This window comes from Novosphingobium sp. SG707, from assembly GCF_012275515.1.
Taxonomy (GTDB): Bacteria; Pseudomonadota; Alphaproteobacteria; order Sphingomonadales; family Sphingomonadaceae; genus Novosphingobium.
The window spans coordinates 207,170-223,010 of the sequence record NZ_JAAZQL010000002.1; the positions used below are offsets into that span (position 1 = coordinate 207,170).

Below are 15,841 nucleotides of genomic sequence, written 5' to 3' on the forward strand. Positions count from 1 at the left end.
GTCGCCTAAAAATTGGCGCTGTAACTGAGCATGAGACGGTCGCGCGCGCTGCCGGCCAGCGCGGCGACCTCTCCGGGGGCGGTGTCGCTGCTGCGCGAAAGGCGATATTCCAGCCGCAGATGGCCCGGCCCCATCGGCGCATCGGCCCCTGCCGACAGACGCCATCCCTCCATCATCCGGTCGCGGTTGCGCAGGGCAGGGCCGATCACGGCGCGGTCATACAATTGCGTGCGCAAGGCCCCCGCGCCCGCAAACAGCCGCGTGCCCATCGGCAAGGCCGCCAGCGCCAGCGGATAGGCCAGATGAGCGCCCACAAAGATCTCGCGCGTCAGGGACAGGCTGAAATGGTCCTGCGGATTGTCCGCCCAGTCATTGGCGTCGATCACCTTGATCCCGGCATGTTGAAAATCCAGCCCCAACAGCGCGCGCCCCTGCAGTGTGGGGTGCAGCACAGGGCGCTCCAGCGTGATGACCGCCACATCCATCCGCCGGTTGAGCGGCGTTTCGGTGCCATTGTGCGCCAGCGCGGTCATGGCCGATTCGCTGACAATATCGGTGGAGAGATGCGCGCCGCGCAGAGCCTGGTGCAATATGCCCGCCTGGGCGCACAAGGGCGCCCACCCGAAGGCGAGCAGCGCGGCAAGCCCGGAAGTTGCAACACAAGCAAGGCGGCGCATGGCTATCCTCCCCCGTGGACCATTTGATCCGCACTACCCGGGAATCGGCGCTTGGTTCCCGAGCCTGACAGATATAGCACGCAGGGATTGAAGATAGAATTTGCCGTATTTGGTTACATCCGGTGGTTAATACCGATTCAGGCTTTGGGCGCCGCCCCCTTTTCATTCCGCCAAGCCTGCGAAACCGGGTCGAAAAATTGCCAAAACAGGGGTGGAGCGGGGAATTTTCGCGATTAACCCATCGTCATTTTTCCGCGCCAAAGGTGAAGAAGCGGGGCGAAAATCGGCATGGCGGTGCCGGTGCGGCGCCTTGAAAGTCGCGCATTTCCGCCGATTCGCCACCCTTTGCCGGGGCGCTGTGTGTCATTTGGGCATCACTCGGCCTTGTCATGGATGTGTCATAATCCCGTCAAAAAAGTGCAACCCCCTCAACCTATTGGCGGCCTCAGTCTGCACCTTAATACCAAATGGCCGGATGGGAATTCCTCTCCCTTTCCTCCCGCTGGCCATGCCTTTGATGGGGGTTATATGTTCTCTGCTTCTCGTTTCCTCGCTGCGGCGAGCCTGCTTGCGTTGTCCGCTCCGGCTTTCGCCGCCGAGGACGCCGCCCCGCCCACGGGTGACACCTCGGGCCTGACCGACATCGTGGTGACCGCGACCAAGCGCGAAACCAACCTGCAAAAGACGCCGATCTCGATCAGCGTGGTGAATGCCGAGGAAATCAAGAAGCGTCACGTTCAGAGCCTGTTCGACCTGGGCGACGGCGCGGTGCCTTCGCTGCGCGTGGCTCCGTTTGAAGCGCGCGTTTCGGCGCTGACCATCGGTATCCGCGGCATCGTTCCGCTGGACGCCAATCAGCCCGCCCGTGAACAGGGCGTCGGCATCTATATCGACGGCGTGTATCTGGGCCGCCAGCATGGCGTGAACGCCGCGCTGTTCGATCTGGAGCGCATCGAAGTCCTCAAGGGTCCGCAGGGCACGCTGTTTGGCCGTAATACCGAAGGCGGCGCGCTTTCGATCGTGGCCAAGGCCCCCTCGGGCAAGTTCGGCGGTCGCATTCAGGGCGGCATCGGCAACTATGGTTCGCACAATGCCGAACTCCACCTCGACCTGCCCGAATTCCACAATTTCTCGGTCAAGCTCGATGGCGTGATGCAGTATCAGGAGCCCATCACCAAGAACCCGATGCCGGGTCAGCTGGGCTGGGGTTATTACGACCGCAAGGGCCTGCGCGCCGCTGTGCGTTGGAAGCCCGCCGCCAACATCACCAACGATTTCTCGTTCGACGTTAGCCAGGACAAGAACACCCCGTTCTACAGCCAGCTGCTGAACTATAACCCGAACGGCTGCACCGGCACCGTCGGCGGCGTGAACACCGCGCAGTCGGCCGTTCCCAACTGCTATCTGCCCGGCACCGCCTATGCCAACCTGTCGGGCACGGTGAAGTCTCTGCCCAGCCTCGTCACCATCAACGGTTCCAGCCGCATGAGCACCGCCGACATCGGCGTGCCGCAGCAGGCCTCGGTCGACACCACGCGCGGCTACACCAACTCGCTCAAGTGGAAGGTCTCGCCGGATCTGGAAATCCGCTCGATCACCGCATGGCGTCAGGTGACGGCGACCCAGTGGGACAACTCGGGCGGCGCCCACCGCGTTCCGGTTTACACCGCCAACGGCGGTTTCAGCCGCTACAGCCTCGCCAATCTGTGGCAGGCCCAGTTCAGCCAGGAATTCCAGGCTGTGGGCAGCATTGGTAAGCTCGACTATGTCGGCGGCCTGTTCTACTTCAACGAGCATGTGAGCGACAATGCCGCCACGCCTAACTCGAACACCTGGACCACGGACAGCTCGGGCAATGTGACCGGCTATACCGTCAACTCGAACGTCTTCACCAACCCCTTCGCCTCGATCGACCGCGCTTCGGAAGTCTGGTCGAAGTCCTATGCCGTTTATGGCCAGGGCACCTATCACTTCACCGATACGGTGCATCTGACGGTCGGCGGTCGCTATACCAACGACAAGAAGCGCGGCGTGCTGCACATGTTCCGCAACGTCAATTATGACGTGAACACTACGGCTGCGGCCAATAACTTCTATACCCCGCTCAACAAGAGCTGGAACCGTTTTAACCCGATGGCGACTCTGGCCTGGGACGTGACTTCGGACGCGCATGCCTATGCCAAGTTCTCGACCGGCTATCGCGCGGGCGGCGCCTCGTCGCGTACCGCCAACTATCTGCCGTTCAACCCGGAAGACGTGACCGCCTATGAACTGGGTCTCAAGACCGACCTGTTCGACCGCAAGGTTCGCGTGAACCTGGCCGGTTACATCATGGACCGCAAGAACAGCCAGGTTGACGTCAGCTCGATCCAGACCGACAGCTCGACGGCGACACCCACCAACATCAATATCCTCAAGACGCTGAATGCGCCCGGCATCACCAAGATCCGCGGTATCGAAGCCGACATCACCGCCCGCGTGGCGCCCGGCCTGACGCTGAACGCTTCTTATGCCTATACCTACACCGACATTCCGAAGATCTATATCCCGGAAACCGGCGTGTATCAGAAGTTCTACATCGTCTATACGCCCCGCAACGCGGCTTCGGCCTCGGCTGACTACGAAGTTCCGCTGGGCGGCGCGGGCGCTCTGGCCAAGCTGCATATCGACGCGAACTATTCGCAGTCGACGCAGGCCTTCGACCAGTTCGCGACCCACAATGACGCCTCGCTGGTGTTCAACGGTCGCGTCGCTCTGGCCGATATCCCGGTCAGCGACTCCGGCCAGAAGCTGACAGTCACGCTGTGGTCGCGCAACATGTTCAACACGCAGTATGTGTTCCGCCGCGACCCCTCGAACAGCTTGCCCGGTGCGCCCACCACCAGCACCACCACGGGCAGTGTCAACAATATCCTGGGTGATTACGGCAACTTCAACGCGCCGCGCACCTTCGGCATCGATGCTGCGATCAATTTCTGATCTGACGGCTTCGGTTTAGGACAAAGGCCCGCCCCGCATCGCGCGGGGCGGGCCTTTTGCCATGCGTTTGGCGGTGCTCGGGTATTGGCGATCGGTTGACTGTCAAGGTTAACAGCAAAAAAATGAATTATCATAGGTAAGGATATGCGCACTCATTTCATCGACTAAGTATTTACCAGGCTGGTGAGTGCATATTAAGGTTTTCACGAATCGGGAGGGACGATTTCCATGATATATACGGATGGAGCAATCTATGGTCAGGCGCGTCTTGGTGTTTTGTGTCTGCGATTTTTGTGGAAAGACAGTATATTGCCGCGCAAACTATAACCATTTTTATGATCTGTACGAAGACGGCCTTCCCGAAGGCTGGCAATTCATTGATGGCGAAGAATATCGTACCCTTTCGCACACGGGTGATCATTGCTCAGATTGTCTCTCTTCTTTTGAAAAGTATATCCAGAGCTGCTGCAGCCGATGGATCAAATATGTCCGGTTCCGGTCGAATCACATTCCGCCGCTGGCGCATAATGACATGGCCGACAACTACCCCTCGTTTTAGCGCTGGGGTTTCCGCGATTTGAAAGGAGGAAAATGGTGCCGGATGAGGGGATCGAACCCCCGACCTTCGGTTTACAAAACCGCTGCACTACCGCTGTGCTAATCCGGCCCATGACATGCGCCGTCTTGGGCGCGACAGCCCCATAGCCTTAAAGCGCGCCGAAGGTCCAGCCCTCGGTTTGCGCAATTTTGTCATTCATCATCGCGGGGCGCCACAATTCCCCGCGATGGGCATGGCCGCGCAGCCATGCCGCCGTGATCAGGGCGTCGGCGGCATGGTCGGAGATCATGTCGGGTATGGCACCCGGCCGACAGCCCAGCGCAGCCAGCGCCTGCGCCAGCGCAGCGCCATCGCGGATCTTGCTGGCGCGGGCGCGGCGCCCGGCGGCGATGGCGGCGATGGTGGTATAGATTTCGACCACCACCTTGCCTCCCGCCGCCGCCGCATCCATCGGCCAGACGGCTATATCGCGCGGCAGGCGGTGCAGCAGGCGCATACCCGAAAGCGATCCTTTGCCCACCTGCGCCGCGCCCACGAGGTTGAAATTGCTGGTCGGGCTGCACCCCATCATGGCCTGCGCGGCCTCGGTCACGCGGAAGCGCCCGCGCCCACCGCCGAACAGATCGCCCTCCCGCCCCGCATGGCGGCGGAAATGGCGGGCGATTTCGGGGTGGTCGACAAAGCCGGATACGCCCAGATGAGGATCATCGGCGCAGAATGCCTCCACCATCGCCCAAAGACTGCGCGCATCGGGCGGGCTGTCGGCCCAGCCGGGAAAGAAGGCCCCCGCATCGGCAAAGGGCAGCGACTGGCCCAGATCAAAGCCGAAGATCGTTTGCGGCGGCGTCTCATCGACCAGCCATTCCAGCACCTCACCCCGCGACCAGACATGGCCGGGGCGGACCAGATGGGGCGTATCATCCTCGGCCGCCATTATCGCCACGGCAATGCCGCGATGGCGCTCTCCGGCCGCGCCGGACCAGTCGATGGCGGCGAAATGGGTAAAGCGCGGCGTCACCCGCCCCGCTCACGCCGCTTGCGGTCCCACCATTCCAGGCGCTTGAGGATCTCGCGCTCGAAACCGCGCTCGACCGGGCGATAGAATTGCTGGGGCGCCATGCCTTCGGGCCAGTAATTCGCGCCGGAAAAGGCGTCGGGCGCGTCATGGTCATAGGCGTAATCCGCGCCATAGCCGATGTCCTTCATCAGCTTGGTCGGCGCGTTCAGGATATTGGCTGGCGGCATCAGCGACCCTGTGGCGCGGGCCGAGGCGGCCGCCTCTTTCCACCCCTTGTAGGCCGCATTCGATTTGGGCGCGCTGGCCAGATAAAGGCACGCCTGTGCGATGGCCAGTTCGCCTTCCGGGCTGCCGAGGAATTCAAAGGCATCCTTGGCGGCCAAACATTGTTGTAACGCCATTGGATCGGCCAGACCGATGTCTTCCGAGGCCATGCGCACAAGGCGGCGAAGCAGATACATCGGGTCCTCACCCGCCGTCAGCATCCGCGCCAGATAATAAAGCGCGGCCTGCGGATCGGACCCGCGCACAGATTTATGCAGCGCGGAAATCAGATTGTAATGGCCGTCGCGGTCCTTGTCATAAACGGCCACGCGGCGTTGCAGGAATTGCCCCAATTCAGCCTGATCAAGCGGGGCGGCAATCTGCGCGTTGTAAAGCGTTTCGGCCTGACCCAGCAGGAAGCGGCCATCGCCATCCGCGCTGGCGATCAGCGCCTCGCGCGCAGGCGGCGTCAGGGGCAGGGGTACACCCTCGGCCTCCTCGGCGCGGGCCAGCAGATGGGCCAGCGCCTCGGGCGAGAGGCGGTGCAGGATCAATACCTGCGCGCGGCTGAGCAAAGCGGCGTTGAGGGCGAAGGAAGGGTTCTCCGTCGTCGCGCCCACCAGCGTCACCACGCCCTGTTCGACATAGGGCAGGAAGCCGTCCTGCTGCGCCCGGTTGAAACGATGGATCTCGTCCACAAACAGCAGCGTGCGCCGCCCGGACAGCGCCAGCGCGCCCTCGGCCTCGGCAAACATGCGTTTGAGATCCGCCACGCCGGAAAACACCGCGCTGATCGCCGCGTAACGCATGCCCACGGCGGCGGCCAGCAGGCGCGCGATGCTGGTCTTGCCGGTGCCGGGCGGGCCCCACAGGATCATGCTCGACAGGCTGCCCGCCACCACCATCCGCCCGATCGCGCCATTGGGGCCTGTCAGATGCTCCTGCCCGATCACCTCGCTCAATTCGGTCGGGCGCAGGCGTTCGGCCAAGGGAATCGCGCCCGCCGGAATGGCGCGGGGTGTTGGCGCGGGTTCGTCGGCGGCGAAAAGGTCGGGCATGGGGGGGTATGTAGGGAGGAATGAGGGGAAAAGGAAGGTTTGCCCTAGGCAGGTGGAGGAAGATGCCTCCGGCGGGCAAAGGGCGGGGGCCCTTTGCAATCCCGGTAATGGGGTGGTGGGTGGTTTGCGGCGTGGTGCTGGGGGCAATTGTTTCAAAGCCTGCGGCGCAAGCAAATGGGCGCCGCAGGCTTTAAAATTTCAAACGCCGCGTCCGACACCAAACGTCGAACCTTTGGCGCAAACGCAGACAGTAACGGGAGCGCGAGGGTCTAGACCCTCGCATCATCCTTTTTACTTCCCCACCCTAGCCTTCTGCCGGATCAACCGCAGATAAGTATCCGCGACAGACTGATTGATCCGATCCCACGAGAAATCACGGCTGCGCGCCTCGCCCGCCGCGCCATGGGCGGCGCGCAGGGCGGCATCCTCGATATAGCCGCGCACGGCCTGGGCAAAGGCGTGGACATGGCCGGGGCGGATCAGGCGACCGGAATGGCCGTTGTCGACAAGGCTTTCCGATCCGGTCGCCTCGGCGCAGACCACCGGCAGCGAGCAGGCCATGGCCTCCAGCGTGACATTGCCGAAGGTTTCGGTGATCGAGGGGAAGAACAGGATGTCCATGCTGGCCACCGCGCGGCCAAGGTCGGTCCCGGCCTGATAACCGGCAAAAACGGCGTTGGACGGCAGGCGGTTTTCGAACCATTCGCGCGCCGGTCCGTCGCCCACGATCAGCACCCGGTGCGGCACGCCGCGCGCCACCAGTTGGTCAATGGTGTCGGCAAAGACATCGAGCCCCTTTTCCATGACGAGGCGGCTGAACAGGCCCACGACTACTTCGTGATCCTCGATGCCAAGGCTGCGCCGCCATGCCATGTCGCGGCGCGATGCGTCGAAGATATGGCGGTCAACGCCCCGGCTCCACAGCGAGATGTCGTAATTCATCCGCTGTTCGCGCAGCACCTGCGCCATGGATTCCGAAGGCGCCACCAGCCCGTCGCAGCGGCGATAGAACCGGCGCAGAATGGCCGTCAGGATCGGTTCGACCCAGGCCAGGTTGTAATAGCGCGGATAGGTGTCAAAGCGCGTGTGAACGCTGCCCAGTACGGGCAGGCCGCGCGCGCGCGCCCATGTCACGGCGCGGTGGGCCGAAGGGTCGGGGCTGGAGACATGCACGATATTGGGGGCAAAAGCCTCAAGATCGCGGCGCACCGCGCGGGGCAGGCCGGTGGCCACCCGATATTCGGCGCGGCCGGGAATGGCAAAGCTGGGCAGGCTGATCAGATCGCCTGCCGGTTCGAAAGCGGGCGCATCGACGGTGGGCGAATAGACGCGCACCTGCGCGCCCTGCGCCAGAAGATAGGCGACCAGACGGTTGAGCGCCTTGTTCGCGCCATCGGTGACCATGTTGTAATTGCCGCTGAACAGGGCAACGCGCAGATCACTGGTTTTGGAAGGGAGTGTCATCGAGCGCGCCATAGCGAAGCCTGTACCTTTTGGCGAGAGGCTGCGCGGTGTGGGACAAAAACGGGCGGCCCTAAACAAAAAGGGCGCATGACGGGCGACCATCCCGAAGGAGGCCGAGGATGCCCGTCATGCGCCCCCAAGGTTTACCCCGCCATGCTGCAGAGGATTGCCGGCGAGGTTCTGGGAGAGGATGTCTGGCGGGATGCCGGTTGCGTAAGGGGAAGGTCAGCACCCCGCCAATTCGGTCAGATGTTACCAGCCGCGACGGCCTTCGTAATAGCCGCGGGGGCCTTCATAATAGCCGCGCCGACCGTAATCGTCGCAGGGGCGGCCATCGCGATAGTAGCGGTTGCCGTGATGGTCCCAATAGTAACCATCGCGCCAGGCCCAGCTGCGGTCCACCACATAGACGGGGGCGGGCGCATAGGCCGGGGCATAGGCCACCGGCGGGGGCGCGTAAACCGGCGCATAGACCGGGCGGCGCTGACGGTCGGAGGCAATTGCGGCACCCAGAGCCAGCCCGATCACGCCGCCGATAACACCGGCCGCAACCGCATCGCCGCCGCCACGGCGGCCGCCGTAATAACCGCCCCGGCCATAGGGATCGGCCATCGCGGGCGTTGCGGCAAAACTGGCAAAAGCGCTGGCGGCCAGAGCCACCGCAGTGATCGTCTTTTTCGTGAACTGGCGCATGGTACACCTCTTCTGAACTTTGGGCTTCATGGAAGTTTCCGGGAAACTCCGTGTCGCCGTTGATTCGTTTTCTACGCCTGGTTTGCTGAATGGAATCGGGATGCGCTTTGCAGGCATTGTTCAGGAATAGGCGGCCTGTCGGAAATTTCGGGCGGACCAACTGGATCATAAACGGAGGCGATCGGGCTGGGCGCGCAACCGGGCTTGGATTAGCCCCATGCGCTCGATGTTTATGAAGAGGAAGGCGGTGGTTGGATGAGTTTGCCCCTCCGCTGGCCAATGCGGATGAATGGGCCTAGCGGCTTGGGCAGATCAGGCCGACGCTTGGGGCGCCCCGCAGATACGAGGGGCAGGAGGGCCGCGTGCTCGTGCGAATGGCCGGGTAGCCGCTTTGCTCACAGCCCGGCACGGCCTTGCGTGGATCAGGGGAGTCAGGGCATCTAGGCTCGCGGATGATGCCCCAACCGACTTGGGGATTTCAGGCCCCGGTCCGCCGATCCATCGGTCAGACGCTGTGTGGCGTGGTCCACGGCTTGGGTCACATCCCGCACCACTCGCCCACAAACGCCGGCCTGAAACACCGATCCCACCCTTGCGCACAGGCGGGAGCGGATGGGGAGGGGTTTAACCGGGTGGGGTGGGAGTAGGAAAGGGGTTAAATGGCATCGTAGATCGCTTGCACCACGCGGTCGCGCTCAGCCTCTAATTCGAGGTCGTTTGCATTTTTTGCAAGCTTATTTGTTTGAATTATTGTAATTATCTTATCGATTTCGTCAACCTGTTGATTGATATGGGAGAGGTAATTTTCAATTTGTTCTATGGTGACTTGATATGGAATGCCTTGGCCCGTTTGTTTCGCAGATATAAGAATAATTTCTGAAACGGGGTTTAGAGTTTTGAAGAAAGAAAAATTCTGCTCAATGATGGCCCTGACATCGCCTGCGCTTGCGATGGCAATATCTCTTAATTGGCCATTTTTCAAAATTGTTCCAGTAGCTCTAAAGTCATCTACTGTTTCATCATTATATTTTTGAACGCGCTTTCTAACATTTGATACTTTTTCGTCACAGAAATGTGTAATGGCTGTACTTTTCCCGCTGTTTGTTGGGCCAAATACGAGAATGAACTTCACCAATGTCAGTCTCCTGAAAAGATATGGAGCGTAAGGAGGTAAATCTCTAGCATTCAACACTTTTCTTTTCTGGCGCGCAAACAAAAAACCGGAGGCTTTCGCCCCCGGCTTTCGTGTTTCAAAACCGATCCGTCGAAGATCAATCCTTCTTGCGCGAGGCTTTCTTGCGCTCGTTGGGATCGAGGATCGCCTTGCGGATACGGATGTTCTTGGGGGTGACTTCGACCATTTCGTCTTCGTCGATATAGGCGATGGCCTGTTCCAGCGTCATCACCTTGGGCGGGGTCAGACGCACGGCGTCGTCCTTGCCGCTGGCGCGGAAGTTGGTGAGGGCCTTCGACTTCATCGGGTTGACTTCGAGGTCTTCGGGCTTGGCGTTTTCGCCGATGATCATGCCTTCATACAGCGCTTCGCCCACGCCCACGAACAGGATGCCGCGTTCTTCGAGCGGGCCCAGAGCATAGGCATTGGCTTCACCCGCGCCGTTCGAGATCAGCACGCCGTTCTTGCGGCCTTCGATCTTGCCCTTGTAGGGGCCATACTTGTCGAACAGGCGGTTCATGATGCCCGTGCCGCGCGTGTCGGACAGGAATTCGCCGTGATAGCCGATCAGCCCGCGCGAGGGCGCGATGAAGCTGATGCGGGTCTTGCCGCCGCCGCTGGGGCGCATGTCGGTCATTTCGGCCTTACGGTTGGCCATCTTTTCGACGACGGTGCCGGCAAATTCCTCGTCCACGTCGATCAGAACGGTTTCATAGGGTTCGGTGCGGTTGCCGTTTTCATCGGTGCCGAACAGCACGCGCGGGCGGCTGATGCCCAGTTCGAAGCCTTCGCGGCGCATGGTTTCGATCAGCACGCCGAGCTGAAGTTCGCCGCGACCGGCGACTTCGAAGCTGTCCTTGTCGGCCGATTCGGTGATCTTGATGGCCACGTTCGATTCGGCTTCGCGCTCCAGACGGTCGCGGATCATGCGGCTGGTCACCTTGGTGCCTTCGCGCCCGGCCATCGGCGAATCGTTCACCGCAAAGCGCATCGACAGGGTCGGCGGGTCGATCGGCTGGGCCTTGATCGGTTCGCGCACCGTGGTGTCGGCGATGGTGTTGGCCACCGTGGCCACAGACAGACCGGCAAGGCTGATGATGTCGCCGGCGCGGGCTTCTTCAACCGGAACGCGGTCCAGACCCTGGAACGAGAGGATCTTGGAGGCGCGACCGGTTTCGATCACATTGCCGTCCATATCCAGCGCGTGGATCGGCTGGTTGACCTTGACCGTGCCCGAGGTGACGCGGCCCGTCAGCACGCGGCCGAGGAAGTTATCGCGGTCGAGCAGGGTGACGAGGAAGGTGAAGGGGGCGTCAACGTCGAGCGCCGGCGGCGGTACGTGGTCGACGATGAGCTGGAACATGGGTTCGAGCGTGCCTTCGCGGCGGTTCATGTCATCGCTGGCATAGCCGTTGCGGCCCGAGGCATAAAGAACAGGGAAATCAAGCTGTTCGTCATTGGCGTCGAGCGAGACGAAGAGGTCGAACACTTCGTCCAGCACTTCCTGGATACGCTCGTCGGGACGGTCGACCTTGTTGACGACGACGATGGGCTTGAGGCCCAGCGCCAGCGCCTTGCCGGTCACGAACTTGGTCTGCGGCATCGCGCCTTCCGAGCTGTCGACCAGCAGGATCACGCCGTCGACCATCGAGAGGATGCGCTCCACCTCGCCGCCGAAGTCGGCGTGGCCGGGGGTATCGACGATGTTGATGCGGGTGCCGTTCCACTCGATCGAGGTGGGCTTCGCAAGGATGGTGATCCCGCGTTCCTTTTCCAGATCGTTGCTGTCCATCGCGCGTTCTTCGACGCGCTGGTTGTCGCGGAACGTGCCGGACTGGCGGAAGAGCTGGTCGACCAGCGTGGTCTTGCCATGGTCAACGTGGGCGATAATCGCGATATTGCGAAGCGGAAGCGGGCCGGACATCAAAAAGGCTTTCTGCAACAGCGGGCGGCAAGGCCCGTTTTGGGGGTGGCGCTTTGGTTGCGCCGCAACATGCGCGCGCCCCTAGCTTACGCAGCGGCTTTGGGCAAGACTCGACAAGAGGGATGCTGTCGGAAGGCTATTGTCCACTTATGGGAATTTTGCGGCGGTCTTTGCGTTTTTGATAAGAATTTGTGGGATAAACCGAGGCATGGATCGTTAAAGGATTGAGCCTCATGCCGACAAGGCATAACACAGGGCACGATAAAAAGGAAACCGGGGGTACGACAGGCGGGGGGCTTGTTGGCATGCCGGTTCGTGGGAAGGATGAGGTTTTCATGAACCAGACATCTGCATTGCGCGTGCAGGGGGCCTTGCCCGCGCGTAAAGCAAAAACGCCGGTCTCGTTTTCCTCGCGCCGCCGCATGGCGCTGGCGGCGGGCGGGGCCGGGTTGGCTATGGCTCTGGCCGCTCCGGCCATGGCCGCCGACGACCAGGTCAACAATGAGATCGTCGTCACCGCCACCAAGCGCGAGCAGACCTTGCAGCAGGTGCCTGTGGCCGTGACGGTCACCACCGCCGATGTCATCAACCGCGCCAAGATCCGCGACATCAAGGATCTGACCAGCGTGGTGCCATCACTGCGCGTGTCGGAACACCAGTCGAGCGCGCAGACCGATTTCCTGATCCGCGGCTTTGGCAATGGCGCCAACAATGCCGGTATCGAGCCCAGCGTGGGCGTCTTTATCGACGGCGTCTATCGCTCGCGCAGCGCGGCCCAGATCGCCGATTTTCCCGATGTAAAGCGTGTCGAGGTGCTGCGCGGCCCGCAATCGACACTGTTCGGCAAGAATGCCAGCGCGGGCGTCGTCTCGATTTCCACGATGGAGCCGCAGTTCAAGCCGGGCGGCAGCGCCGAGGTTTCCTATGGCAATTACAATGCCCTGGTGGTCAAGGGCATGTATACAACGCCTTTGAGCGACACGGTGGCCGTGAGCGTTGCGGGCGGATACAATCGCCGCGATGGCTTTGTCCACGATGGCGCCACGGGCGGCAACACCAACAATCGCAACCGCTGGTTTGCGCGCGGGCAATTGCTGTGGGTGCCCGACAACGGGCCGCGCGTGCGCATCATCGCCGATTATTCCCAGATCAACGAAACCTGCTGTGCGGTGGTCAACCTGCTCTCGTCCTCGAGCACGGCGGCGATTCAGGCGGTGGGCGGCAAGGTCAATGCGCCCGCCAATCCCTATAGCGATGTCTATAACAATTTCGCCTCGACCAACCGCATCCGCGACTATGGCTTTTCGGCCCAGATTGACCATGAAATCCATGGGGTAAAGCTGACCTCGATCACCGCCTATCGCCACAACACCAATTACAACAATCAGGACAGCGACTTCACCTCCGCCGACCTGTTGGGGCAAAACAGCGCCAATGTGCGCATCAACACCTTTACCCAGGAATTGCGCGCCACCGCCAAGCTGGGCGAGAAGGTGAACCTGTTGCTGGGCGCCTATTATTTCAATGAGAAGATCAACCAGACCGGCGCGCTGCTCTATGGTTCGCAAATGCGTTCCTATGCCGACCTGCTGATTCGCGGCGCCAGCGCCAACACGCTCAACGTCGCCTCGCTGGAGGGTACTTTCGGCACGCTTCAGGGCAATCCGGCCAAATATACCGGTCAGTTCTTCAAACAGGGCACCGGGCTGTCGGAGGCCTATCATCTCGCCAATGAGGCAATCTCGATCTTTGGCCAGATGGACTGGAAGATCGCGCCGCGCGTGACGCTGACGGGCGGGCTGAACTATACCAAGGACAACAAGCATTACGCCACCGGCGTGATGTCGAGCGATGTGTTTTCGGGGATAGACCTGAACGCGATGCGCGCGGCGGCCACCAATGCGGGCATTTCGCAGACCATCGGCGGCCTGCTTTCCGTGCCGGGCGGCTTTGCCTCTCCGGCCCAGATCGCCGCTTTTGCTGGCGCCAACCCCACCGCCTATAATTCGGTGGTGACGGGCGTGTCGAACCAGACCGCGCAATTGCTGGCGCTGCGGGCGCTGCAATTCATGCCGCCTTTCCTCAATGTGCCCAATGCGGTTGAGCCGGGGCGTACCAATGACGGCAACCTGTCCTTTACCGCGCGGGTGGCCTATGAGGCCAGCAAGCATATGAATTTCTATGCCAGCATCGGCACGGGGTTCAAGGCCAGCTCAATCAACCTCTCGCGCGACAGCCGCCCGGCCTTGAGCGACGCCGCCGCGATTGCGGCCAGCGGCCTTGCCACCACCAATTTGCGCTATGGCGGGCGCTTTGCTCGCCCGGAAAAATCCACCGTCTATGAAGTGGGGATGAAGGCCAACTGGTCGGTGGCCACGCTCAATTTTGCCGCCTTCTATCAGTCGATCAAGGATTTCCAGTCGAACATCTTTACCGGCATCGGTTTCGACCTGCTCAATGCGGACAAGGAATCGGTCTATGGTTTCGAGTTTGAAGGATCGGTGCGGCCGACGAGCGAACTGACGCTGGCCGCCGCCGTCACCTATCTGGTGCCCAAATATAACCGCTTCACCAATTCCAGCTTTGGCGACATTTCGGGCGTGACGCCTGCGGGCATCGCGCCGCTTTCCACCACTATGTCGGCCACATGGGACAAGCCGATCGGGGGCGAGCAGCACATCATCCTGCGCGGCAACTGGCATTACGAATCGCCGGTGCAGAATCAGGACGGCATGCCCGGTTTCATCACCAAGAACCCGCTGACCGGGGCGATCATTTCCTATCAGACCGGGCTGGACGCGGCGCGCCCGTTCAAGCGTACCGTGTCCGAAGTGGACGCCTCGGCCACATGGCAGCTTTCGAAGAAATTCGAGCTGAGCGTGTGGGGCCGCAATCTGACGGACAACCGCTATATCACCGTGATCTTTGACAGCCCGGCGCAATCGGGTTCGATCTCGGGCTATGTCAACACGCCGCGCACTTTTGGCGTGGCCGCGCTGGCCAAGTTCTGAGCGCCAATAAAAGGGGCCGCGACTTTGGACGCAGCCCCTTTTATTGGGCAGACCTATGGGATAGCCCTTGGCAGCCGGACAGAAATGTGATGCCTTCGGTAAGAATGAGCGTAAGTTCGTATCGGGGGGATATGCATGGAATGGATGTTTTTGCCTTACAGGCGTTATTTTGAATTTTCCGGGCGGTCCAGCCGCAAGGAATATTGGATGTTCGCCCTGTTCATGTTCCTCGTCTATGTCGTTCTGGGCGGAATTATCGCGGCGCAAATGCCCTGGCAGGCCATGCTCGACAACAGGGTTTCAGGCGCTCTGGCCTTTCAGGATATGATGCGCAGTACCAGCGTCCTGGTTTCCGGCTGTCTGCTGGCGCTGTTCGCGCTGGCCAGCCTCATTCCCGCCATTGCCGTGACCGTACGCCGCTTTCACGATCAGAACCTGACCGGCTGGCTGGTGCTGGTGTTTGCCGTTCTTGAACAAGTGCCCTACATTGGCGGGATCCTTCCCATCGTCCAGCTTGTGATGATGGCGCGCAAGGGTACGGTGGGTGCCAACAAATATGGGGCCGATCCGCTCGATCCCACTTATGCGGGTGTGTTTGAATAATGCATTGGATGTTTCTGCCGCTGCGGCGTTATTTCGAGATTTCGGGCCGTTCGCAAAGGCGTGAGTTCTGGCTCTATTTCATCGCCTTGTGGGTGGTGAACGGGGCGATCATGGCGCTGTTCGGTGCGCCGGTGTCCTATACCAACGGCATGAATTTCTATTGGGGCACCCAGACCAGCCTGACGGGCCAGTTCCTTGTCGGCCTGATCGCCCTGTTCACCCTGATCCCCAGCTATACGGTCAGCATCCGGCGGCTGCATGATATTGACCGGTCGGGCTGGTGGCTGCTGGTGTGGCTGGTGCCTTTTGTCGGCTGGTTCGTGCTGCTGATCTTCTTCTGCCTCGACGGCACCTATGGCCGCAACCGCTATGGCGATGATCCACGCGGCCGCGGCATGGCGGATGTGTTCCGTTAAA

Annotated in this window: 11 protein-coding genes and 1 tRNA gene; 4 read left to right on the forward strand and 8 right to left on the reverse strand. The window is 61.2% G+C overall.

Features of this window, described 5'->3' with window-relative positions; all coding sequences use genetic code 11:
- Positions 1–5: 5 nt before the first annotated feature.
- Complete coding sequence (locus FHW92_RS05750; RefSeq protein WP_168602311.1) at positions 6–590, reverse strand: hypothetical protein; 585 nt, start codon at positions 588–590, stop codon at positions 6–8.
- A gap of 615 nt (positions 591–1,205) precedes the next feature.
- Here FHW92_RS05750 and FHW92_RS05755 point away from each other — a divergent pair.
- A complete protein-coding gene (locus FHW92_RS05755) occupies positions 1,206–3,656 on the forward strand; it encodes a TonB-dependent receptor (RefSeq protein ID WP_168602312.1) in 2,451 nt (816 codons plus the stop codon).
- A gap of 592 nt (positions 3,657–4,248) precedes the next feature.
- Here the strand turns inward: FHW92_RS05755 and FHW92_RS05760 are convergent.
- The 7 genes from FHW92_RS05760 to typA all read right to left on the reverse strand — a co-directional run bounded on the left by FHW92_RS05760 (position 4,249) and on the right by typA (position 11,810).
- Positions 4,249–4,323 (reverse strand) — tRNA-Thr (locus FHW92_RS05760).
- Between the two features lie 40 nt (positions 4,324–4,363).
- Positions 4,364–5,233 (reverse strand): hypothetical protein, encoded by an 870-nt coding sequence (locus tag FHW92_RS05765; RefSeq protein ID WP_168602313.1) that lies wholly within the window; start codon positions 5,231–5,233, stop codon positions 4,364–4,366.
- Positions 5,230–6,555 (reverse strand): replication-associated recombination protein A, encoded by a 1,326-nt coding sequence (locus tag FHW92_RS05770; protein ID WP_168602314.1) that lies wholly within the window; start codon positions 6,553–6,555, stop codon positions 5,230–5,232. Before FHW92_RS05770 ends, FHW92_RS05765 begins: the two co-directional genes overlap by 4 nt.
- Before the next feature lie 291 nt (positions 6,556–6,846).
- On the reverse strand, positions 6,847–8,019 hold the full coding sequence (locus tag FHW92_RS05775) for a glycosyltransferase family 1 protein (RefSeq protein ID WP_246869968.1): 1,173 nt from the start codon (positions 8,017–8,019) through the stop codon (positions 6,847–6,849).
- A 252-nt stretch (positions 8,020–8,271) separates the two neighbouring features.
- Entirely contained in the window at positions 8,272–8,712 is a 441-nt protein-coding gene (locus tag FHW92_RS05780; protein WP_168602316.1) for a hypothetical protein, read from the reverse strand.
- 655 nt (positions 8,713–9,367) lie between these two features.
- Positions 9,368–9,844, reverse strand: coding sequence for a hypothetical protein (locus FHW92_RS05785; RefSeq protein ID WP_168602317.1), 477 nt, complete (start codon positions 9,842–9,844; stop codon positions 9,368–9,370).
- Positions 9,845–9,983: 139 nt separating this feature from the next.
- Positions 9,984–11,810: a translational GTPase TypA gene (gene typA, locus FHW92_RS05790; protein WP_168602318.1), complete on the reverse strand. Its 1,827-nt coding sequence runs from the start codon at positions 11,808–11,810 to the stop codon at positions 9,984–9,986.
- Between the two features lie 335 nt (positions 11,811–12,145).
- On the opposite strand from typA, the gene FHW92_RS05795 reads away from it, so the two are divergent.
- From FHW92_RS05795 to FHW92_RS05805, 3 genes are all read left to right on the forward strand, one after another.
- Positions 12,146–14,821 carry a TonB-dependent receptor gene (locus FHW92_RS05795; protein ID WP_168602319.1) on the forward strand — a complete coding sequence of 892 codons (2,676 nt, stop codon included), beginning with the start codon at positions 12,146–12,148 and terminating at the stop codon, positions 14,819–14,821.
- A 144-nt stretch (positions 14,822–14,965) separates the two neighbouring features.
- Entirely contained in the window at positions 14,966–15,424 is a 459-nt protein-coding gene (locus tag FHW92_RS05800) for a DUF805 domain-containing protein (RefSeq protein WP_282599702.1), read from the forward strand.
- An 8-nt stretch (positions 15,425–15,432) separates the two neighbouring features.
- Positions 15,433–15,840: a DUF805 domain-containing protein gene (locus FHW92_RS05805; protein ID WP_246869970.1), complete on the forward strand. Its 408-nt coding sequence runs from the start codon at positions 15,433–15,435 to the stop codon at positions 15,838–15,840.
- Position 15,841: the final 1 nt, after the last annotated feature.